Origin of the sequence: Ulvibacterium sp., assembly GCF_028285715.1 — a bacterium.
In the GTDB taxonomy this organism is placed as follows: Bacteria; Bacteroidota; Bacteroidia; order Flavobacteriales; family Flavobacteriaceae; genus Ulvibacterium.
The window spans coordinates 207,076-229,036 of sequence record NZ_JANQOO010000021.1 but is presented as its reverse complement, the minus strand read 5'-3'; the positions used below and the strand labels follow the sequence as shown (position 1 = coordinate 229,036).

Here is a 21,961-nt window from a genome sequence, read left to right as displayed (position 1 = left end):
GAATAACCAGGTTGTTGATTATGACATTTTTTATGCTCCGCTGGGTATTAATTAGGATCCGTACATTTTTTTTAATTGGTTTACCGCGGATTCCGCCAATCGCTCTCCGGCACCTATGTCATAGGCTGTAGTACCTGGGGTGGTCTCATAGCCGGTTATCATAGGCAAAAATCCTTCCGGACCTTGACTAAAGGAAATCTTGGTCGGGAAATACTTGTAGTTCCCATTGGCCAAACTAACGACTATAGTGTTTTCATAGGGAGAATTCTCTTTGATATGTATTCCGAACTCATTGAAGATTTCGCCTGGTAACCCTACTATGGCCATATCACCTATTTGCATGACCATGACCTCAAGTTCGTCCGTTTCATTTTGTACTTCGTACATCTCCAACCACCACTTGGCATATAGTTCGTTGGGAATTCCATCAGGTTGCAGTTCCGGCATACCTTCCTTTTCCACCCGCTTCATTACTCTTTTTGCCCATTCATATTGCTCCTCGGTGATGGTCATTTTTTTTAGGGGTACCCGCTCCCTTGAAACTTTTATAGTACCATTCCCCGAAACCGTTTCGACATTTCCCATAGCCTCCATAGCAGCTACGCCCAATAGATATCCGATACGTTGGCATTCCTGATACGTGTCCAAAAAACCTACCTTATAATCCACCTGGGTAACATTGCCGCTGGGCGCATTTAAAAAAAGTACGCCAAAGTCCTTTCCCTTAACTTTTTGTATGGATTCGGTCAGATAACCCGGATAATCCGCAGAGTAAAGCCAATTGTTTCCGGTAAGTGTTGTGGGGTGGCATCCAAAATTAACAATGCTGTTGACCACCTTTCCTTCTCGCATAATACTTAAGGCAATAACCTCAGGATCTTTATCGCCCAAAACCTCTTCAATATAACCGGGTTCAAATTTCTCCCAGACCATATGCGTAGTGCCATCTATCGCTTTTAATCGTCTGTTATGGGAAATGCGCTCTTCCGTAGAGCGACCCAACCGAAGTTCGGCAGGTGCTAAATTCTTATTGGCCTCTAGAATTGCATTCGCTGCTTTTTGAAGGTATTCCTTGGCTTCCGGAGCCTCCAATTCCGATTCCGGTCCACTATGGGTATGGGTGGCATGGATCAAGATGTTTTCGGCCTTAATGTCAGAATTTGCGGCTATATGATTACGCATCATATCTACGGACTCCTTGTGAATGTAACAAATGTCAACCGAGAGGATAGCGATTTTTTCTCCGTTACCTCCTTTTGCCACCATGGCCTTGCCATAGAGTGAATCGTGAACACCACGTGAGGCGTAATCGTCCCCTCGATAATTGCCTACTAGGTTTAGGCCCACACGGGGTGTATAGTTAACTTCCGCATAACCAATTTGTAAACCGGAGTTTTTGGGATTTTTAGTATCAGTCATAGTTTCGCAAGATAAAAGTATAAAGGCGCCCATAAAAAGAATCAATGTGGCTTTCGAGACCAATGCCCGGCTATATGTTTTTGTTTTCATTTTAAAATGGTATTTAGGATTCGCAGCCAATTTTTGTACATGATGTGCTCAATATCTATTTCGGTATATCCTCTTTTTGAAAGAATATCTTCAAATTTGTGTAGGTCCGCTATGGAGTCCATGTCGTAGGGTGTTTGTTCTAGGCCGAATAGGCCATCAAGATCGGTTCCAAATCCAATATGCGTGCAATCTCCGGCCATTTGGCATATATGATCAAAATGATCTACCAAGCGTTCCATAGCAATGCCGAGTTGCTTGGGATTATCTACGTTCATCCTAAAATTAGGGTGCAACATCCAAGTGTCCAAAGAACCTCCAATGACACCATCCCGTTCCAGAACACATTTAATTTGGTCATCCGTAAATTGACGTTCTCCGGGCACCAATACTCTGCAATTTTGATGACTTGCAATAACCTGACCCTGAAAAATATCCAAAGCCTCATAAAACCCTTGATCGGTCTGATGCGTAAGATCTAGCATCAGGTCAAGCGTATTCATCTCTTTTAACAGTTCTTTCCCCAGAGAAGTGAGTCCACTGCCATTGGAGTGTGTACCTGCCGCATATCGCCCAGGCCCAAAATGGGAGATGCCTATGGAACGCAATCCCTGTTCGTGATACCGATATAGATAATCCAGATTTACAATGGAGTCCGCACCTTCCAATGCAAGAAGATAGCCAATTGGCTTTTTTGTCTTGTCCGGGTTTTCATTCCTCCATAGATCCAAATGTTCGTTCAAATCCTTTAGACTTCCAATTTGAATCATTTCCCCCAACTCCTCCATTTCCCGGTACCAGGCCAATTGACATTGTGCATGGGCATAGGCCTGTTGCGGTGAGTGCCATCCAGGTAAAGCCATAGTATCCAAGGAGTCACCGACTTCTGAAAAACGGGAAATTATGGTCGTAATGACTAGGCCGATGTTACCTCCCCGAAGCTCAGGCAAAGCTACGGTACCTTTTCCCCGATCTTGAAAATCCGTCCATCCCAGATCTTTCTCCTTTTTCCGGATTACCCCAACACTTTTCGTAAGGTCCCGGTTCATGTACATGGCATTGGTGGCTAGATCCAAATGACCATCTATAATAAAGGGGAATTTGGATTTGGAACTCATTTCTTTGTTTTAAGGGATGAAATATCCTTTGTTTTATCCGTATATGTTGAGGACAACCGGTTAATGTCAAATTTAAATTTTTCAAAAGTGCTTTCCCATACCTTGGCTTCTTCAGAAGAGTATTCATAAAACCCTTTTCCATTAAAAATCCCGTTTCCGCCTTCCTTGGCAATATCGTCTATCAACTTGGGTACGGTAGTTTGATTACTCAGTTCGGGAAAAAGATCTTTCATCACGGAGTGGTAGGCCTGTAGCCCCGTAAGATCCATATAACGGAAAAGCCCACAGAAGGTCATCCAATGGCCGCCATCATTCTTACAGGCCCGGTCTACGTCCTCTATGGTAGCGTATCCGTTTTCTACCAAATAGAACGCTTCGCGGTACATGGCGTACATTATCCGATTGGTAATAAATCCGCGGATGTCCTTACGTACCAATGTAGGTTCCTTCCCCCATTTTTTTGTAATGGCATACAATTGTTCGCCTATTTCCAATAGGCTCTTTTCTCCGCAAATAATTTCCAAAAATTTTGAGGTATAGGCAGGCTCGGCCCAATGTATCCCAAAAAAACGTTCCGGGACATTGAGATAGTTTTGTAACATACTTATGGGTATGGCCGATGTATTGGTAGCAATAATTACCTCATCCGGGACACTGGATTCTATTTTCCTGTAAACATCCTGCTTTACCTTTAGATCTTCCAAGACGCATTCCATGACCAGCCAACAGGATTTTAAATCTGTATACTTCGAGGTGAACGTAATATTTTGAAACAAATCATCGGCCCTGGCCGTACTAAGTCCTTCCGCATAACATTCCTCCAGGGCATGCCGTATGCGATCTGGGGCCGTTTGGTCGGTTTCGGAGAGTACAGGCGATACCGCCATCACCTCTTGACCGTTTATTAAGAGGGCCGTAGCTATGCTGGTTCCCATGAGACCCAGGCCTACAATACCTACCTTGGCATTCCCATTTAACTCCATATTCTTTGGATTAAGACAAGGCCTGCATTCTTCCGACAATGTATGGGAAGATTTTTGCCCGATTATTTTTTAAGATCCAATAATACTTCTTCTGCCATTTTTATGGCATGCTCAATATGTTTCTTTTGATGTACGGCCGATATGTACCACAGTCCTCTGCCGATGACTCGCACACCCTTTTGTTGGAGACCATACACGAACTTTTTGGACTTAGGCTGTTCATACGCTCCAAGATCCCTAAATTCCCTGACCTTGTCTTTATCGGTAAAACCGGTATGGAACATTGGTCCCAACCCTTGGACCAATAGATTCTGTCCGGTTTTATGAGCCGCATTCCTAAGTCCCTCTATCAATTGTAGGCCAAGATCATAAATCCGTTCATAGGTGCCTTCCTCTTCCAAGATTTCAATAGTGGCCAATGCGGCAGCAACTAATGGGCAGGCGGAGTTCATTGTACCTGCATGGATAACCTTGCCTTCGGCAATCAAATGCATCCATTCCTTTTTACCGACTACTGCTGAAATAGGATAGCCACTGGCCATGGCCTTGGCAAAAATGGACAGATCAGGAGTTACGTTCAAGAATTTTTGGGCACCCCCCAACCCTGTACGAAAACCCGTGATAACCTCATCAAAAATCAAGGCCGCACCATAGTCGTCACATAATTCACGAAGACCTTCCAAAAAGCCTTCTTCCGGAAGTATACAGCCACTATTGCACATGATAGGCTCCGTTATTATGGCCGCAATTGTATCATGATGCATTTCGAAGGTCTTTTTCACCAATTCCAAATCGTTCCAGGGCAAGACTATAAACTCATTAACAACACCTTGTGCCATGCCTGAAGTCCAAGGCAATGGAATAGGAGTGGTCTTAGCACCCATTTTTTCTTCATCCAAGGTGAGACCCCATGAAACATTGTCCAACCATCCATGATAGTGCCCCTCAAAACGGATGAATTTGTTACGCCCGGTCTTTGCACGCGCCACGCGAAAAGCGGTTTGTACCGCTGTGGAACCATCGAGGCAAAAACGCATTAATTCGGCCGATGGGATATGTGCATTCAATTTTTCGGCCAACTCAATTTCCAAAAGGTGCTGACCGGCATAAAGCTGTCCTTTTTGGCTATATTCCCGAATCCGCTTCGCTATATAAGGATGAGAATGCCCAACGATCATCGGACCTTGGCTCAGGGTAAAATCAAGATATCTGTTTCCGTCAACATCATAGAGATAAACCCCTTCTGCGCGGTCGTAAAATAAGGCATGGGGGTGATTATATTTCCGAAATTCGGACGAAACACCACCAGCTAAAACTTTTTTGGATCGTTGCAGCAACTCGGCGGACTTAGCATGTTTTAACTTAATATCCAGTTCTAGCATCTTACACCGTGATTTTTCTATTTCGCGCGGCCACTGTCCAGTTTTCTACAAGTTTACCTTCCCTAATTACTTCCAGGGTTTCGTACAGGTTCACAGTAGGGCAGATGTGATAAGGAATTGCATAAAAAGGTTGGCCCACCCGATATTTGGAGGTATCCGGGACTTCTACTACCAAATGTTCCTCATAGTGACCAACGATGCTTTGATTTTCCAAATCAAGGATTTCTACCCGAGGCTGAGAAGGATCCGCGGCAACGGCCTTGCTGCCTAGGTCAAAACACAATATATTTTTATTGATTACGGATACGATTCTCGTCAATAGAGCCGCTGCCGGGACAAAAGGCAACTCCGGATAATTATATTGATACCCGGCATCCCAAAAGAAAATGGTCCCGGGGCTACATTCTATTCCATCCTTTTGAGCATAATATGCAAATGAAGGGGAACCGCCCATTACCACTTTGATTTCCCGCTTTAGAAAGGATTGAACTTCTTGTCTTAAGCGTTTCATTTGTCCAAACATTTGGTTTGATTCGGCCTTTCGAGTTTCCGACTCGGGTGCATGTACATGCCCATCATAGCCATGTAACCCCATAATGTTGAGCCCTTTTAAATCGGAACATGCCTTTATCAAATCCAGAGTCTGTTCAGGAGGGATTCCGGTACGGTCCATCCCCAGGTTAATGTCCATGAAAACATCCATGGGATTATCCTTGAATAAAGAGGACAAAAGCTTCGCTGATACTATATTGTCGATGAGTGAGGAAAAGATAGTCCTTGGATACATTTTTCGAAGTGCATCGAACCGTAGGGCCTTTATTTCAGATAGTTGATAACATAGTAACACATCATGAACCCCGGCCATGGCCAAAAGTTCCGATTCAGAAATAGTACTGCTCTTAAAACGGTCTATACCTTGTTGTAGCGCCATCTCTATTACTTCCAAACATTTTACGGTTTTCACGTGGGGTCTTAGTACGGTGTTTTTGCCCTTTACTAAACCACATGCGTTTTGGATGTTGCGGTGTATTAGATCCGGAAATACGAGAAGGGCCGGGGAATCTATGGCGTGGATGGCCTGAGTATGATATGGCTCACTACGGATCATTATTGACCGTTCGGCAATTTGAAAACGATATCGATCTCAATCTTGATGTTCTCTCCCAAAACGGACTGCACCGTGGTCCGGGCTGGTTTTATGCCCGTAAAATAGGTCGCGTAAACCGTATTGAATTTATCAAAATCGTTGATATCCTTTAAATGCACGGTACTTTTTAGGGCATCGTCCATTGTACCGCCGGCCGTTTCCACAATGGCCTTGATGTTATCCAATGTTCGCCTAGTCTCCTCTTCAATACTTCCCAATACAAATTGGGATGTCGCAAAATCTACGGACGCCTGCCCGCTTAAAAATAGCATTCCGTTAAAGACTACCCCGTCCGAGTATGCCCCGGTCACAAAATTGGGATCTCGTTGCGGGTGCGTGATTTTTATCTTGTCCATGATATCCGTGGTTTGTGATATTTTTTAAGATTTACTAAAAAAGTCAAATAAAATTCAATTATAATGGCTTTTTTGTGAGATTTTCTTTCAAATGTATCCGTATACCTTCAAATTTAATAATATCAAAAACCGATAATCTAATACAAATAATTATATTTAGCCATTAAAAAAGAGGTTTTTGCAGGGAAAACTTGAAGAAGAGTATCAATCAAAATTAGGGGTTACTAATGGAAACGACAGAGATCCGATTGTTCAAAGAGTCCAATCAATCTTTTATTTATCACATAGAGGAGAAGGCTTTTAGCATCTACCACCATCATCCTGAGTATGAACTGGTATATATTAAAAGCGGAAGTGGGGTTCGTATTGTGGGCGACAACATCAGCGAATTCAAGGAAGGGGATCTCGTTTTTTTAGGTTCATATTTGCCTCATGTCTGGCGTTGTGATACATCATACAACAAAGCAGACGGGACATTCACCGGAAAAGGGTACGTTATTCAGTTTTTGGAGGAGTTCATTGGCGAACAATTCTTTGATCTACCAGAAAATAGGGGACTTAAGGCATTCTTTTCACATGCTTCAAGGGGATGCAGGTTCTTTGGAAAGACCAAGGAAAGCCTTACCCAAATTATCCTAAGAATGCAACACATGAATCCCACGCAACGTTTTTATTCCTTGTTCGGCATATTTGAGATACTGGCCACAACGGAGGAATATGAATTTATCTGTAGTCCCGTTTTTAGGGAAACGGACCATATGTCGGAAAGCGGTCCCATGCGGGATGTAGTAGAGTTTATTTTGAAGAACTTTCGGGAGGATATTAAATTGCGGGATGTATTGGAAATTGCCAATATGTCCAATACCCAGTTTTTTCTGGCTTTTAAAAAAATGTACCGTATGCCGTTCAAAAGCTATTTGCTAAAATTGCGGATAGGGTATGCCTGCCGCTTACTGGCCGAACCTAGCAATAATATTTCACAGGTGGCCTATGAGTCCGGTTTTGAAAACCTATCGAACTTTAATAGGCATTTTAAGGCAATAAAAGGATGTACTCCTACGGTATATCGAAAAAAACTTGAAAAGCCATTGGTTTCCAAATTTTAGCCCTTCGGAGATTTTTGAATGGAACTTTCCGATGCTTAATGAACTGCAATCAATACCGCCTAACCTTAAAACTAGTCCTTGGTAAAGGGAAAATCCGGATTATCCGTTCTCGAGGTAGTCATTAAAGTTTCCATTTTCAAAACAATTTCGGGATGTTCCCCGGCCACATTCTGTAATTCTTTTACATCATTGGAGAGGTTGTATAATTCTATAAGGGCATTGGGATTATCATAAACATTTAGTCGGACTCCTTTCCAATCATCGAAGCGGACGGCCTGTTTTCCATTTTGTTCGTGAAATTCCCAGTAAAGATGGTTGTGTTTCTGTTGTCCTTCTGTATTCTTTAAGGTGGGCACTATTGAAATACCATCGATGTTTTTAGGAATTTCCGCCCCAGACAGCTCTGCCAATGTAGGCAGGATATCCCAAAATGCTGAAATATGGTCCGTCTCACGATTGGGTTCAATGGTCCCGGGCCATTTGGCTATCATAGGTACACGGATACCGCCCTCGTACAAATCCCTTTTCCGCCCTCGGACAATTCCTGAACTATTAAAAAAATTCGGATCGGCACCGCCTTCCATATGCGGACCATTATCACTTGTAAAGATGACCAATGTATTTTCTTCAATTCCCAGTTGTTCCAGGAGCAGCACTATTTCGCCAACTTGTTGGTCTAGACGGGATACCATAGCTGCAAATGTGGCTCTCGGTTTTTCTTGGGAGGCATATCCTTTTGGGTGGTAGTCTTTGGAACCATAATCATTGCCCTTCCATCTAGAACCGGAGCTGTTGTCCTCTCCCCAGGGTTTTTCTTCAAAAGTGTTTTCAAATGTAGCCCAAATGGAATCTTTAGGCACGATTAATTCTGCATGGGGAATCACGGAGGGTACGTACAAAAAGAAAGGCCCGTCGGCATTACTCCTAATAAAATCAAGGGCTTTCCTATGGATTAGATCTGGGGCGTAGTGCATTGTATGTTTAGTGTCGTTACCATCAAGAACTACTTTTTGCTCGTTATCCCATAAATGGGTAGGATAATAGCGATGCGCCTGTCCTTGGCAATTGTAACCATAGAACTGATCAAACCCTTGTTTATTGGGATCTCCCTCGCTACCAATAAAACCAAGTCCCCATTTTCCAAAAGCCCCAGTAGTGTATCCGACTTTTTTTAGTACTTCTGCCATGGTCAGGGCTTCCGCCCTTAACGGAAATTGACCCTCTTCCGTATTGCTTTTATTTCCTCGTATGGGGGTATGCCCCGTATGCATTCCTGTCATTAATGCGGATCTGGAAGGTGCACAGACCGTGCTTCCGGAATAATGTTGTGTAAACAGTAAACCCTGTTTTGCCAGTTTGTCGATATTGGGTGTACTGAATTTTTTCTGCCCATATACACCTAAATCGCCATAGCCCAAATCATCGGCCAAAATGTAAACGATATTGGGTTTTGAAGCTTCAAAGGATTTATCCTCTCCTTTTTTGCTTTGTTCTCCACATCCTAACAAAAGAAGGGAGCAGATAATAGCCAAGGTCAAACTATTTTTTCCCATAGGTTTTTCCGTACTAATCCAGTTTTCCCTTTTCAAAATCGGAATCGTTAACCCAACCCGTGTCCATTTCCTCTCCGTTCATGAATCGTTCGTAGAAGTTGCTCTCCTTGCCGATGTAGGGATAACTTTCGAAAATTTCGCCATTTCCCAAAATCCGTGGGTCCTGCTGTGCCTCCAAGGTTGCGACCAACAATTCCGAAAGTTCGGCCTTTATAGCTTGCATTTCCTCTATGTGGACCAGATTTTCAATACAGAAAGGGTCTTTCTTGATTTGATAGAGTTCCTCTTCGGGTCGCTTTCCAAAGTTCATTTGCCAGTATTCCGTGTTTTCCCCACTGCGGCGCAAATCCAAAATAACCGTTTTTGTAGGCGAACCGTCCGTGTTGAGGTAGCCCGTTTCCGGGTTTCCGGCAGGCCACCTCGTAGGCTCAAAATTTTTCACGTACAAATAGTTACCTTTTACGATTCCACGGATAGGATAACCCTGATCCCCCGGTCTACCCACATCATGACGTTCCTTTCCAAAAACGACAAAATCCCTAATTTTCTCTTCCTTCCCATCTTGCGAATCATTAAAAATGTCGGCAAGGCTTCTACCAGGTGTAGGAGCCATTTGTGTCTTTTCCCATTCCAATCCCGCGACTTCCACAAAGGTAGGGGCAAAGTCAATGAAGCTAACATACTCGTTCACCACCCTCCCAGGATTCTTGATTCCTTTGGGCCACATAATGGCCAACGGCAAATGATTGGAAAGCTCGTATTCCTGACCTTTTATGCGTGGAAAGGGCATGCCGTTGTCTGCAGTCACTACAATAATGGTATTTTCCAATTGACCATGGGCTTCCAAAGTGGCGATTATCTTTTCCAGATGAAAATCGAAATATTCCAGTTCGTAGGCATAATCCAATATATCTGTCCTTACCGTTTCGGTATCGGGCCAAAAATCGGGTACCTCTGTGATGTCTGACAATTCCTTTTTCCCCTTTCCAACACCTGTGCCATATTCGTATGCCCTATGGGGTTCAAAACCTCCGTACCAAAAGCACCAAGGACTATTGGTGGAAGCGCTATCCAGAAAAACATTGAAATTGGCACTGTAATCATTTCCGGAAATTTTGGTTGTCGGCGGCTCTATTTTTCTAGCCTTATATACCTTTCCGGTAAGCTCCCGGGGCGTTCCGTCCGAGGATACGGCCTTGCCTGGTCCCCAGCCTTTCCCAGTAAATCCGGTGGTATATCCACTTTCTCCCAAAACCTCAACATAACTTTTGAATTTTAAGGGAAAATTATTCCAATGATTGGCAGCTTCCTCCAATTGCCATGAATTACGTCCGGTAAGAATTGCAGAACGGGAAGGGGCACATTTTGCATTGGGCGTATAGGCATTCATAAAAAGAAGCCCTTCCTTGGCCACCCTATCAAACGCTGGGGTTTTTGCCCAATTTGTCCCGTAGGCCCCCATGTGCGGAAAGGAAGCATCGTCTGCGATACAGAACAAAATATTGGGTCGTTCGTCGACTTCAATTTTTTTTTCGGAACAAGAAACAAGGGCAAGTATAAAAAAAATGAAAAGCGCGGTCAATCTCATTTTTAAGCTTTTGAATTTGTTAGGGTAATTTCATGGATGGATTTTTCAACATCCTATCAAACGCCTCAAAAATAATGGCGATTAGAATAACAAGGGCAGAACCAATGAAATTTAACCACAAATAACCCAATTTTTCTTCGCCGGGGAGCTGAATATGTATCAAGTTGTAATACAGAACAAAAATAATCAATTGCGTTAGTAGAGCCGCAAAGAAGACCGCATTCCCCTTCACAAATTTCAAGAAAAAAGCCAGTAAAAATATGCCCAGCACATTACCGTAGAATATAGACCCGATAATATTTACCAACTGGATCAAGTTATCGAAAAGGTTGGCAATACTAGCGATGAGGATTGCAATGATTCCCCAGAGAAGTGTAAACAATTTTGAAACGGTAACATAATGTTTTTGGGTGAAATCCCCATTTTTATTACGCTTGTAAAGATCAAGGGCCGTAATAGTACCAAGGGCGTTGAGCTCGGAAGCCGTGGAGGACATGGCCGCCGAAAGAATGACCGCCAAGAGAAGACCGATCAAACCTGTGGGTAGATTATTTAAGATAAAATGAATAAAAACGTAATCCTTATCGTTGGTTTCTACGGCACTATCCGCCTGCTGTATCAAAGCTCTTGCCGTTGCCCTATTGGTACTGTCCTTTTTATTGATGTTCATGATTTGGCGCTCGGCTTCCTCAACTGCGGTATACTCCTTTAGTTCCAATGCCATGGAGAATTTGTTTTGGGCCATTCTTTTTTCATCCTCCAATTTTTTTTGACCCTCTTGAAGCAATGTATAATCCTCGGCATATTCTGATTCCATTACCGCTTGTGTGGCGGACGGATTAAAGTTTAACGGCGAAGGATTGTATTGATAAAACACAAAGACCATTACACCTACAAGAAGAATGAAGAATTGCATTGGAATCTTAAAGATACCATTGAAAACAAGTCCTAACTGACTTTCCCGTAAAGATTTACCTGATAAATAGCGCTGAACCTGACTTTGATCCGTGCCAAAATAGGCCAGTGCCAAAAACAACCCACCGGTAAGGCCGCTCCAAAAGGTATATCTACTTCTGGGATTAAGGCTAAAATCCAGGATTTCCAGTTTATTGCTGGCACCCGCCACTTTCATGGCTTTATTGAACGAAATGTCCGCAGGGAGATACCCCAGGATAAAGAAAAAAGTAATAAACATGCCCAGCATTATCACGAACATTTGTTGTTTCTGGGTAACGCTTACGGCTTTCGTGCCTCCGGAAACGGTATAAATAATGACTAATATGCCAATGATGATGTTAAGGGTACGTAGGTCCCAACCCAGAACGGCCGATAAAATTATGGATGGAGCAAAGATGGTGATACCAGCTGCCAAACCTCGTTGTATCAAAAAAAGTACCGCGGCCAGTGTTCGGGTCTTTAGGTCAAAACGATTTTCCAAAAACTCATAAGCCGTGTAGACCTTTAACTTATGATAGAGTGGTACAAAGACCAGACAGATAATGACCATAGCTATGGGCAGGCCAAAGTAAAATTGAACAAACCCCATTCCGTCATGAAAAGCTTGCCCGGGAGTGGATAGAAAAGTTATGGCACTGGCCTGGGTGGCCATTACGGAAAGGCCAATGGTCCACCATTTGGCCTCATTGCCACCGCGAACATAGTCGTTTACGCTGGCACTACCTCTAGTTTTCCAAACCCCATAAGCAACAATGAACAGTAAAGTTCCAGATAGTATAATCCAATCTAAGGTTCCCATTTAGATATAGGCTGTCATTATGTAGTAAAAGAAAAGAACATATAGCAGATTAAGGACCAAGACCAAGGAGTATTCTTTTTTCCAAACTAATTTTTCCAGCATCGTTTATCCTTTTACCTGGGTATCCGTATCAATCTTTTCCCTTCCTAAAGAAAGCATGTTCGAGAACAATTTATAAGCTCCGGAGACCCCGGCCGGCAACTCCCTGAAAAAGCTTAAACCGGTATAAATATAGTAACCTTTGCCATGTGGGGCCACAATTAGACTACCGTTGGCCTTTGGTTCGCCCTGATCGTTCATGGATAGGATAGGGGTAAACTCCTTAGACCATTTTTTAGGAAAGTAAAGGCCGCGTTCCTGTACCCATCCGTTAAAATCCTCATTGGTTATAGGGTTGGGAAAGTTTACTAAGGGGTGGTTCTTGGCCAAAATCTCTACATTTGAATTCTCGTCGGTGACCCTGTCCCGTGATAGTGTTATAGGGTAGGGGGCAATGTTTGGAAATTGTGAATCCCATCTTCCCGAAGTATTGTACTGCACAATAAGGTTCCCCCCATTTTTAGCATATTCCAAAAGGTATCGTTGTTTAAACTTCAATTCGTCCACAACATTATAAGCCCGGATGCCTACCACTAAGGCATCAAATTTCCTTAGGCTCTCCGAGGTAATATCCTTTGGGTCTATAAGATGCACAGTGTAACCGATTTGTTCCAAACTCTCGGGAACCTTGTCCCCGGCACCCATAATATACCCAATGTTTTCCCCGATTTTTTGAATGTTTAATCGAACTACCTTGGCCTCGGATGGCAGTAGTACGGATTGGGTAGGAATATGATCATAGGAAATGGTAACCAATTCCTTGGAGATTTCATTCCCATTGATTTTGACCAAAGGCGTAATATAGCTCTCATCCTCATAGGAAGGTGGGATCAATGAAAAGACCAATGTCTGCTCGTCTCCTTTTTTTGCAATTTTAAAGGATTTGATTTCTTGTTCAACCGTCCATCCTTTAGAAAACAGAAGCTGCACCTCTCCTTCAACATCGTCGGAATGAGCTTTTACGGTTATTGGAATTTTCTTTGGTTCGGCATTAGCAAAAATCAAGACTTTGTCATCAAAACGCGCCGTAGCCTCGGGTAAAATTTCAAAAGGCCGATAAAGTTCTCCCTTATCCCTTTCCGCGTAGCGATGTACCACGGGCTTTTGGAAGCTTATGGAAGTCCCACTGAAGTCGAGTAGAAAACTAGCTTCAAAGGGTTTTGGGGTTTCCGGCTTTCCGATCCATTGTTGGTTTTTCACGGAATACATGCCCAAACTTCCTTTTTCATTCAACCAATAGGGGCTGGTATATGTGGCATTTTGGGGAACATTAAGGTCGATGGCTAAATTTAACTTTTGATTTTCCTTTAAGGCGATATCTTTTTCACTCGCCATTTTACCGGAAAGTGACAGTGATTTAAGTATTACATCCACATTACTTCGGTTTACGGCCTCTACATTAATTTTAACCGATTTGCCCGGATTTGTATAGGATTCAGCGGCCGAAGCCTCAAGATAGAGCCCGGTAATGGCCAAGATGAGGTTTTTGATTTCCTTGGACTTAATTTTCCGCCAATGTGTATCCTTTAGCCCTTGAATCAACTTATAAGCCTGTAAAATTTCATCGATGTGTTCCGAAGGATTCCTAAAATTGAAGTTTTTTTCCACCTGGTTCAGGATAGCGCCGATGGCTGCTCCACCTTCCAAACGAGACCAGCTCGTATCCACCCCGTCAAAAATATTGGTCTTATCCTTGGGTAATGTCCCCTTTATTAGCTCAAGATATTCTTTTTCCGATCCCCGTACGGACAAAGTACCAAATCCTTGAGATCTATGTTGACTTCTAGACCGGGCGGCTATTTCATTATTGGAAGCGCCCAATAAAGGATAAAAGGTGCCGATGTCCGCCGTCAGCATTTTGGATTTATCCGCCTTTTCAAACTTCTCCCTACTTCCATAGAACCACCAAAACGTATTAAAGAACAATCTTTTAGGTTGCCAGGTTTCCGTGAGATTCAGCTGTTCCGGAAATTTAGTAGCATTTCCCACTAAATCAAATGCTTCCACACTCAACTGGGAAGCCGAGGTGTGGTGGCCATGGGTAGTTCCCGGGGTTCTATGATCAAAACGGTTGATGATGATATCCGGCTTAAAATTGCGAATGGCCCATACTACATCGGCCAAAACCTCCTCTTTATCCCATATTTTTAAGGTCTCCCGAGGGTGCTTGGAATATCCAAAATCATTGGCCCGGGAAAAAATTTGTTCCCCGCCATCAATTCGGCGGGCGGCCAGCAGCTCTTGGGTACGAAGTACGCCTAAAAGTTCCCTAAGTTCCGGGCCTATCATATTTTGCCCTCCGTCGCCCCGCGTAAGCGATAAATAGCCCGTTCTGGCCTTTTTCTCATTGGCAAAATAAGAGATAAGCCTCGTGTTTTCATCATCGGGGTGTGCCGCCACATATAGGACAGATCCCAAAAAGTTTAGCTTTTGGAGAGACTGAAAAATTTCGGAAGAAGATGATTTTTTTGGGGTTTGGACATGGCCTTTGGAAGGACTAAGCAGCAGAAAAGCAAGAAATACCAAAAAATGGCGCATATCACAGGGTTTTGTTGGCAACCAAATATAGAAAGATTAAAATGGGATAGAATTACATTTAGAAATTCTTTAACAATAAGGAGCGCCTCCTATTCTGCCTTAATTTTCTTGGTGGCATCGATAAGAGCCACGGCTTTTTGAAGAAGAAGATTATTCGGATAGGTCAATAGCTCACCGTTGTTCTTTCTCAAGTACATATGATAGGCTTTGATGTCCTCTATAAGATATACCTCGTAATTTGCCTCGCCATCGGCAATATCCTTATCCAATATTTTTATTCGGTCACCAATTTTGTAGGGAAAGGAAAAAAACAGGATGACTCCTGCCGTTATATTACTGATTATGGACCATTGTGCAAAAAGCGCAACCCCGATTACGGCAAAAACGGAAGAAAATATAAGCCCTAAGTCTTTTATGTTCACTCCCCATATCAAAGTCAGTGCTACTACACCAATTATTGCGATAGCTATAGATACATATTTGACTATGAGCAAGGTACGGGCTCTATTAAGGTCGCTTATTTTACCTACCTTCCGTATGGTTTTCTCAAAAACAAACCTTAACACCAGTAGGATAACCAAAGTAGCCAAGGTGCCTATTAATTCCGTCTTGTAGTCTAAAAAAATATTTTCCATAAATAGATTACAGTCCTAGACTATCCCGCAAGGATACGTGCTCATTTCCATTTCTTTGCCAGTATGGCGATGTTATAGACTTGATTTTCTTGGCCCTTGAGGTCATTGTTTTTGCATTTGGGCCGTATCCACTGATAAAAGTTTCCGTCCAACCTTCAATAGTATACGGAAAACTTGATGAAAATTTGATTTTAAGTGTTCGTGCCAATTCGGGATATGTAATAATATAAGTACTTTCTTCACCGTCATCGGTCAAACGGGCGTTGGCATCATAGGATTTCAATTCTTTGTGGGATAGTCTGATGTATTCCAGGGCGGGTATGATCTTAACATCCCCTACCGGTAAACCTTTTGGATCAATTCGAATTTTGTTCCATATTTCGTTTTCCAAAGTAACCTTGTCCAGAGTTAAATTTTGGTCCGCCTCCGATTCGAAATAAGAGTGCGACATAATTTCAAATTGATCCCTATTGTTTAATTGGGCATAAACCTGTCCACACCATTCCTGTGCTGAAAATGTCACTTTTAACGAATGCCCGTTGTCATGAACGGGATAAAAACTACTACTCATTATGGAATATGGATAAATACCGGTAAGGTATTTTTTGGTGCTGTTTAGTTTTAACACTGGAATATTGTCCGATTTATGGGCATCTGCTTTTACCTGTTTATCTGCCGAAAAAGGTTCCGTTACAAAAACCAGGACGGCATGTCCATCACGCATTTGCCCATATCTAGGCTGTTCCAGGGCATATGAGGTTATCTCTGCCTCGCCGGCATACCAATAATCCCTAAATTCTTGGGAAAGCTTCTTTTTGGGATTTTCGGTTATAGTTTTTGCACTTTCGTTCAAGGCTATATCCTTGTTTTCTGCCATGCCCTTTCCCTTACATGACCCTAAGGTGGTCATTAGTATAGCGAATAACACTAAGGCCAAGTTAAACGTAATCCATTTTTTCATTATGATGGTTTTTTCAAAATTACCGAAAAAGCTTCAACCTACCATATCAGTCAGCGTTTTGTAGACTACATGGGTAGGCAGGCCTACTACATTTGCATAAGATCCCTTTATTTTTTCAATGCCGATCAAACCGATCCAATCCTGTATGCCATAACCTCCTGCCTTATCAAAAGGTTCATAAGTATTTACATAAAATCGGATTTCCTCATCGGTAAGCCTTTTGAACTTGACCTCGGTTGTCTCAGCTATGGTTCGCTGTTCTGTGACGGTTGTAAAACAAACCGAGGTGATGACCTTATGCCAATCACCGGAAAGTGTTTTGAGCATAGCAACCGCCTCGTTTGTATGAGCCGGTTTGGCCAGGGATTTTTCATTGTGCCATACAATAGTATCCGAGGTTATTAGAATTTCGTTGGGTTTGAGCTCACCGTAAAAGGCGGATGCCTTTAACCGGGCCAAATAGTTTGAAATTTCGGGGCCCTTTAACTGTTCGGGATAATTTTCTTCGACCGGTCTTGGCGAGAATTTGAAATCCAGTCCAAGTTCTTTAAAAAATTGCTGTCGCCTTGGAGAGCCCGAAGCCAAAATCAATGAATACCTGTTAAGTTTTTCCGGCAACATCAGGCTTAGGCCTTTTGGGTTTCAACGGGACTATACCAGTCCCCCTTCACTTTTAATACCTGTTCTATTACATCGCGAACGCAACCATCGCCCCCATTTTTGTGCGAAACATACCTACAAATGGCCTTTACTTCCTGTACGGCGTTTTGTGGGCAGGCAGGCAGGGCTACCTTTTGCAAGGGGGGAATATCCGGCAAATCATCTCCCATATACAGTACATTATCCGGATGTATCCCCTGCATTGTCAAGTACTCTTCCAGAGGGCCCGTTTTAAAGTGCGCTCCCATATAAATGTGATTTACTCCTAAGCCCTTCAGACGCTCTCGCACCCCTTCATTGCTACCCGCTGTTATAATACACACATTGTAACCTTTGTTGATGGCGGCCCTAAGGGCGTATCCGTCCCTCACATTCATTCGTCTTAGCATTTCACCCGAAGTGGTCACCAAAAGTGTACCGTCCGTAAATACTCCGTCTACATCAAAGACAAAAGTTGTAATATCCTTTAAAATTTCCTTATAATTCTTTTCCATAGGTCTTTTGTATGGACCGACTCAATAATCGGTATATTTCTTTGTAGTTTTCTTGCGTTAATAGATCAATATGTGTTTGCATGGTGCCGGTATCCTTTCTACGAGCGGGTCCGGTCTGTGATTCATAAGGTGAAAGCGTTTCAATTTTTTTTGTTGTCTCAAGAATCAAGGGCTTCAAGATATCGAAAGAAAGGTTGTTGTCTTTACAGATTTCATGGGCAATATGGAACATGTGATTTGAAAAATTATTCACAAAAACAGCACTTAAATGAAGCCTTTTGCGCTGCTCTGAATCGACAAAATAAACCCTGCTAGAAATAAGGGAGGCCAATGAATGCAATAGCTCCAGATCAGGTTCTCTTTTAGCTTCCAAACAAACGGGAACTCTCTTAAAATTTAGTGGTTGCCCTTTGGTAAAGGTCTGCAGGGGGTAAAAGACCCCGGTTCTTAAATTTGTCGGTAAAACGTGTAAAGGCACGTTCCCTGACGTATGAACAATAAGCCCTTTCTTATTTTGAAGAAGCTGGGATACCGTGGAGATGGCATCGTCACTTACCGCAATGATATAAACATCTGAATCCGAGATCGATTTGAAACCAAGAACGGTATCGACCTTATTTTTAAAATTAGCCAGTGAATCCGGATTGCGTCCTATGACTTGGTTCACTTTGATTTCCTTCTGGCTGATAAAAGCTTCGCATAGATGTTCGGCCACATTTCCGGTACCAAGAATGGAGATTGAAACCATACACAAATGTAGAGATATTATTGCACCTTTAATTCATTTACCTTTAACAGTTTTGTTTAAGTTTTTAATTCGGTGTTGCCTCTTTAAAATCATAAAAAGGCCGTATTTTTGCCTTCTTAAAATGTAAATTACTCGGTCAAATGACAAAATTGCTAAAGGAAATTTTCTTTTCTACACGTCTTATGGCCGTTCTATTCCTTGTTTTTGCAACGGCAATGGCTTTCGGTACCTTCATCGAAAGTCGGTACAGCACTGAGACCGCAAGAATATGGATTTACAACGCCTGGTGGTTTGAAGTCATTATGGTCTTCTTTGTTATTAATTTCGTTGGTAACATATTTCGATACAAGTTGTTACGATGGAAAAAGTGGCCTGTGCTCGTACTTCACCTTTCCTGGATTCTCATTATCCTTGGAGCCTTTGTTACACGTTATATCAGTTATGAAGGTATGATGCCCATTCGAGAAGGGAGTTCCGAGAATATCTTTTATTCGGACAAAACTTATCTTAAGGCATACGTGGATGGTGAAATTAATGGAGAACCTAAGCGAAAGGTACTTGAGGATGATTTGATAGTCACCGCCGAGGCCCTAAAATCCAACCTTCCTTGGAAGTTGGATTTTAATGGACAGCCTTTTACCATTTCCTATGTGGATTTCATCGAGGGTGCCAAGGAAGGATTAATAGCGGATGAAAGTGGCAAGGAGTATTTAAAGATTGTGGAGGCCGGCGATGGGCAACGACACGAACACTATTTGGAGAGTGGTAAAGTGTCCAATATCCACAATGTACTGTTCGCCTTGAATAAAGAGACCGAGGGCGCCATAAACATTTTCACTACGGAAAACACCTATCAAATTCGTTCTCCATTTGAAGGCAATTTTCTAAGGATGGCCGATCAATTACAGGGAGTAATTTTAAAGGATAGTTTACAAGACCTGCAATTGCGCTCGCTCTACAATACGGCCGGTATGCAATTCGTAATTCCGGAACCTGTGGTCAAGGGTTCCTATGGCATAGTAAAAGTTCCGGAATCCCAAATCACGGAAGCTACCTTGGACGCCTTGGTGGTTGAGGTTTCTTCAGGGGGAGAAACTGTGGAAAAGAAATTATTGGGAGGTAAGGGCACTTCGAATTTTACGGAGAAATTCAATGTGGGAGGACTCGATTTTATGCTAGGTTATGGCTCCAAGGTACACGAGCTTCCATTTAGTATACAATTGAATGATTTTATTGCCGAGAAATATCCGGGTACCGAAAAAGGATATGCCTCATTCATGAGTAAGATTACTGTCAAGGACGAACGACCGTTCGACTATGATATCTTTATGAACCATGTATTGGATCATAAGGGATATCGATTTTTCCAATCTAGTTTCCATCCGGATGAAAAAGGAACCATATTATCCGTAAACCATGACCTTTGGGGTACCTGGATTACTTATATTGGGTACTTTCTGTTATATATGGGCTTATTGGCAATTATGTTTTTTGGCAAGACCCGATTCAAGGACTTGGCCCAATCCCTGGAAAAGTTAAGGTTAAAGAAAGCGGCAATGACCGTTATCCTATTGCTGGGATTCTCCATATCCTTACAGGGACAGGAAAACTCGACAAAAGATGGGCATGACCACAGCGTTGGACCTGATCAAAAGCGCATAGATTCTGTTTTGGAGGCGACTATGGTATCCAAGGAACATGCCAAAAAGTTCGGAAAATTGGTTATTCAGGACGAGGGAGGAAGGATGAAACCTATCAATACCTTCTCATCGGAACTGTTGCGCAAGTTGAGCGGAAAGGATTCCTACGGGAACATGAATGCCGATCAAGTGTTTTTGTCCATGATGTTAAGTCCGGTGGCTTGGTACAACACGGAATTCATACGTCTTTCCAAGGATGTAAAAAATGATAGTATCAGGAATGTCATCGGAGTTTCGGAGAAACAAAAATATGTAAAGGCCACCGACTTTTTTGATGGCAATGGAAATTACAAATTGGAACCCGTTTTAAGAGATGCCACTGCTACCAATATTCCCAATAAATTTGAACAGGATTTTAAGGATGCCCATATTCGGGTGAGTTTGCTGAATCAAGCATTAAGTGGACAGATTATCAAAATTTTCCCACTGTTAAATGATGAAAATAACAAATGGATTTCTGCTGTTGAATATCGCAGTGGACAATTCCAGGTGGCCGATTCGCTCTATGCCAATTTCATCCAGAATGCACTTCCATATTATTTGGGCACCCTACAAAGGGCCAAACAGACAGGGGATTATACCGAGGCGGACAAGCTTTTGGCCGCCTTCAAACAAAATCAATTGAATCACGGAAGTGAAGTGCTGCCTTCGGAACAAAAAATTGACGTTGAAATAATCTATAACAGTCTGCACATTTTCGGTCGTTTGTGGTGGCTGTATTTAATGGTTGGGTTGTTCCTGTTCTTGGTTCTGATTTTTAAGATTTTCAAGGAAAGGGAAATTTGGAAAGCGGGTGCGTATTTCTTAAAAGGAACTATTATCCTTTTGTTCCTTTGGCATACCGCAGGATTGATATTACGGTGGTATATCTCTGGCCATGCCCCTTGGAGCAATGCCTATGAAAGTATTCTGTATGTGTCCTGGGCTACCATTGCCATCGGATTGGCGTTTGGAAGAAAAAGTGAAATGACCATAGCGGCCTCCACTTTTGTGGGAGGTATGTTGTTGTTGATTGCCAGTTGGAATTGGGTGGACCCGGCGATAGGAAATTTGGTGCCCGTACTGGATAGTTATTGGTTAATGATTCACGTAGCGGTTATTGTGGCAAGCTATGGACCCTTGATTGTGGGGGGGATACTGGGTCTAGTGAGTTTGCTGCTGATAATACTCACTACCAAAAAGAATAAGGAGCGGATGGAAATCAATTTAAAGGAATTGACCATTATCAATGAATTGGCCCTCACCGTAGGATTGGTTATGCTTACCATAGGCAACTTCCTTGGCGGTCAATGGGCCAATGAAAGTTGGGGGCGCTATTGGGGTTGGGATCCCAAAGAAACTTGGGCATTGATATCCATTATGATTTATGCCTTCGTAATCCATACGCGCCTGGTACCCTTCTTACGTAACCGTTGGCTATTTAACTTTCTGAGCTTAGTTGCCATTGGAAGTATTATGATGACCTATTTTGGGGTAAATTATTATCTGGTCGGTCTGCACAGTTATGGGCAAAGTGGGGCTGCCGCCATAACCCCGGATTACGTTTGGCACATGGTATTAGGGGCTCTGATTTTAGGAAGTATCAGCTATTGGCGCTATAGGGTGAATTATGTCAAATAATTGTATTTACC

The 21,961-nt window shown here is 42.6% G+C and carries 17 protein-coding genes; 2 read left to right on the top strand and 15 right to left on the bottom strand.

Annotated elements, in window-relative coordinates; all coding sequences use genetic code 11:
• Nucleotides 1-51: 51 nt before the first annotated feature.
• The 6 genes from Q0993_RS15050 to Q0993_RS15025 form a co-directional block, all read right to left on the bottom strand.
• On the bottom strand, nucleotides 52-1,509 hold the full coding sequence (locus Q0993_RS15050; RefSeq protein WP_299534486.1) for a neutral/alkaline non-lysosomal ceramidase N-terminal domain-containing protein: 1,458 nt from the start codon (nucleotides 1,507-1,509) through the stop codon (nucleotides 52-54).
• A complete protein-coding gene (locus Q0993_RS15045; protein WP_299534483.1) occupies nucleotides 1,506-2,624 on the bottom strand; it encodes a membrane dipeptidase in 1,119 nt (372 codons plus the stop codon). Before Q0993_RS15045 ends, Q0993_RS15050 begins: the two co-directional genes overlap by 4 nt.
• Entirely contained in the window at nucleotides 2,621-3,607 is a 987-nt protein-coding gene (locus tag Q0993_RS15040; protein WP_299534481.1) for a 3-hydroxyacyl-CoA dehydrogenase family protein, read from the bottom strand. The genes Q0993_RS15045 and Q0993_RS15040 overlap by 4 nt, the downstream gene beginning before the upstream one ends.
• A gap of 62 nt (nucleotides 3,608-3,669) precedes the next feature.
• The gene (locus tag Q0993_RS15035; RefSeq protein WP_299534479.1) at nucleotides 3,670-4,989 is read right to left on the bottom strand and encodes an aspartate aminotransferase family protein; all 1,320 of its coding nucleotides are present in this window, start codon (nucleotides 4,987-4,989) and stop codon (nucleotides 3,670-3,672) included.
• Nucleotide 4,990: 1 nt separating this feature from the next.
• Nucleotides 4,991-6,097, bottom strand: coding sequence for an alanine racemase (locus Q0993_RS15030; protein WP_299534476.1), 1,107 nt, complete (start codon nucleotides 6,095-6,097; stop codon nucleotides 4,991-4,993).
• Entirely contained in the window at nucleotides 6,097-6,492 is a 396-nt protein-coding gene (locus tag Q0993_RS15025) for a RidA family protein (RefSeq protein WP_299534473.1), read from the bottom strand. The genes Q0993_RS15030 and Q0993_RS15025 overlap by 1 nt, the downstream gene beginning before the upstream one ends.
• A gap of 227 nt (nucleotides 6,493-6,719) precedes the next feature.
• Here Q0993_RS15025 and Q0993_RS15020 point away from each other — a divergent pair, with 227 nt between their 5' ends.
• A complete protein-coding gene (locus Q0993_RS15020) occupies nucleotides 6,720-7,598 on the top strand; it encodes an AraC family transcriptional regulator (RefSeq protein ID WP_299534470.1) in 879 nt (292 codons plus the stop codon).
• A 71-nt stretch (nucleotides 7,599-7,669) separates the two neighbouring features.
• Here Q0993_RS15020 and Q0993_RS15015 read toward each other — a convergent pair whose 3' ends face one another.
• From Q0993_RS15015 to Q0993_RS14975, 9 genes are all read right to left on the bottom strand, one after another.
• The gene (locus tag Q0993_RS15015) at nucleotides 7,670-9,151 is read right to left on the bottom strand and encodes an arylsulfatase (protein ID WP_299534468.1); all 1,482 of its coding nucleotides are present in this window, start codon (nucleotides 9,149-9,151) and stop codon (nucleotides 7,670-7,672) included.
• Nucleotides 9,152-9,164: 13 nt separating this feature from the next.
• Nucleotides 9,165-10,739: a sulfatase gene (locus Q0993_RS15010; RefSeq protein WP_299534466.1), complete on the bottom strand. Its 1,575-nt coding sequence runs from the start codon at nucleotides 10,737-10,739 to the stop codon at nucleotides 9,165-9,167.
• Between the two features lie 19 nt (nucleotides 10,740-10,758).
• Entirely contained in the window at nucleotides 10,759-12,495 is a 1,737-nt protein-coding gene (locus Q0993_RS15005) for a sodium:solute symporter (RefSeq protein ID WP_299534464.1), read from the bottom strand.
• 105 nt (nucleotides 12,496-12,600) lie between these two features.
• Nucleotides 12,601-15,132: a PIG-L family deacetylase gene (locus Q0993_RS15000; protein WP_299534462.1), complete on the bottom strand. Its 2,532-nt coding sequence runs from the start codon at nucleotides 15,130-15,132 to the stop codon at nucleotides 12,601-12,603.
• 89 nt (nucleotides 15,133-15,221) lie between these two features.
• Entirely contained in the window at nucleotides 15,222-15,767 is a 546-nt protein-coding gene (locus Q0993_RS14995; protein ID WP_299534460.1) for a mechanosensitive ion channel domain-containing protein, read from the bottom strand.
• 7 nt (nucleotides 15,768-15,774) lie between these two features.
• Nucleotides 15,775-16,728 carry a septum formation inhibitor Maf gene (locus Q0993_RS14990; RefSeq protein WP_299534458.1) on the bottom strand — a complete coding sequence of 318 codons (954 nt, stop codon included), beginning with the start codon at nucleotides 16,726-16,728 and terminating at the stop codon, nucleotides 15,775-15,777.
• A 33-nt stretch (nucleotides 16,729-16,761) separates the two neighbouring features.
• A complete protein-coding gene (locus Q0993_RS14985; protein WP_299534456.1) occupies nucleotides 16,762-17,349 on the bottom strand; it encodes a Maf-like protein in 588 nt (195 codons plus the stop codon).
• Nucleotides 17,350-17,354: 5 nt separating this feature from the next.
• The gene (locus Q0993_RS14980) at nucleotides 17,355-17,882 is read right to left on the bottom strand and encodes an HAD family hydrolase (RefSeq protein ID WP_299534454.1); all 528 of its coding nucleotides are present in this window, start codon (nucleotides 17,880-17,882) and stop codon (nucleotides 17,355-17,357) included.
• Nucleotides 17,866-18,630: a Rossmann-like and DUF2520 domain-containing protein gene (locus Q0993_RS14975; RefSeq protein ID WP_299534453.1), complete on the bottom strand. Its 765-nt coding sequence runs from the start codon at nucleotides 18,628-18,630 to the stop codon at nucleotides 17,866-17,868. Before Q0993_RS14975 ends, Q0993_RS14980 begins: the two co-directional genes overlap by 17 nt.
• A gap of 140 nt (nucleotides 18,631-18,770) precedes the next feature.
• On the opposite strand from Q0993_RS14975, the gene ccsA reads away from it, so the two are divergent.
• Nucleotides 18,771-21,950: a cytochrome c biogenesis protein CcsA gene (gene ccsA / locus Q0993_RS14970; protein WP_299534451.1), complete on the top strand. Its 3,180-nt coding sequence runs from the start codon at nucleotides 18,771-18,773 to the stop codon at nucleotides 21,948-21,950.
• Nucleotides 21,951-21,961: the final 11 nt, after the last annotated feature.

Coding starts and splice junctions, on each gene's coding strand:
- Q0993_RS15050 (WP_299534486.1), bottom strand. CDS start 1,509: ATGAAAACAAAAACATATAGCCGGGCATTGGTCTCGAAAGCCACATTG.
- Q0993_RS15045 (WP_299534483.1), bottom strand. CDS start 2,624: ATGAGTTCCAAATCCAAATTCCCCTTTATTATAGATGGTCATTTGGAT.
- Q0993_RS15040 (WP_299534481.1), bottom strand. CDS start 3,607: ATGGAGTTAAATGGGAATGCCAAGGTAGGTATTGTAGGCCTGGGTCTC.
- Q0993_RS15035 (WP_299534479.1), bottom strand. CDS start 4,989: ATGCTAGAACTGGATATTAAGTTAAAACATGCTAAGTCCGCCGAGTTG.
- Q0993_RS15030 (WP_299534476.1), bottom strand. CDS start 6,097: ATGATCCGTAGTGAGCCATATCATACTCAGGCCATCCACGCCATAGAT.
- Q0993_RS15025 (WP_299534473.1), bottom strand. CDS start 6,492: ATGGACAAGATAAAAATCACGCACCCGCAACGAGATCCCAATTTTGTG.
- Q0993_RS15020 (WP_299534470.1), top strand. CDS start 6,720: ATGGAAACGACAGAGATCCGATTGTTCAAAGAGTCCAATCAATCTTTT.
- Q0993_RS15015 (WP_299534468.1), bottom strand. CDS start 9,151: ATGGGAAAAAATAGTTTGACCTTGGCTATTATCTGCTCCCTTCTTTTG.
- Q0993_RS15010 (WP_299534466.1), bottom strand. CDS start 10,739: ATGAGATTGACCGCGCTTTTCATTTTTTTTATACTTGCCCTTGTTTCT.
- Q0993_RS15005 (WP_299534464.1), bottom strand. CDS start 12,495: ATGGGAACCTTAGATTGGATTATACTATCTGGAACTTTACTGTTCATT.
- Q0993_RS15000 (WP_299534462.1), bottom strand. CDS start 15,132: ATGCGCCATTTTTTGGTATTTCTTGCTTTTCTGCTGCTTAGTCCTTCC.
- Q0993_RS14995 (WP_299534460.1), bottom strand. CDS start 15,767: ATGGAAAATATTTTTTTAGACTACAAGACGGAATTAATAGGCACCTTG.
- Q0993_RS14990 (WP_299534458.1), bottom strand. CDS start 16,728: ATGAAAAAATGGATTACGTTTAACTTGGCCTTAGTGTTATTCGCTATA.
- Q0993_RS14985 (WP_299534456.1), bottom strand. CDS start 17,349: ATGTTGCCGGAAAAACTTAACAGGTATTCATTGATTTTGGCTTCGGGC.
- Q0993_RS14980 (WP_299534454.1), bottom strand. CDS start 17,882: ATGGAAAAGAATTATAAGGAAATTTTAAAGGATATTACAACTTTTGTC.
- Q0993_RS14975 (WP_299534453.1), bottom strand. CDS start 18,630: ATGGTTTCAATCTCCATTCTTGGTACCGGAAATGTGGCCGAACATCTA.
- ccsA (WP_299534451.1), top strand. CDS start 18,771: ATGACAAAATTGCTAAAGGAAATTTTCTTTTCTACACGTCTTATGGCC.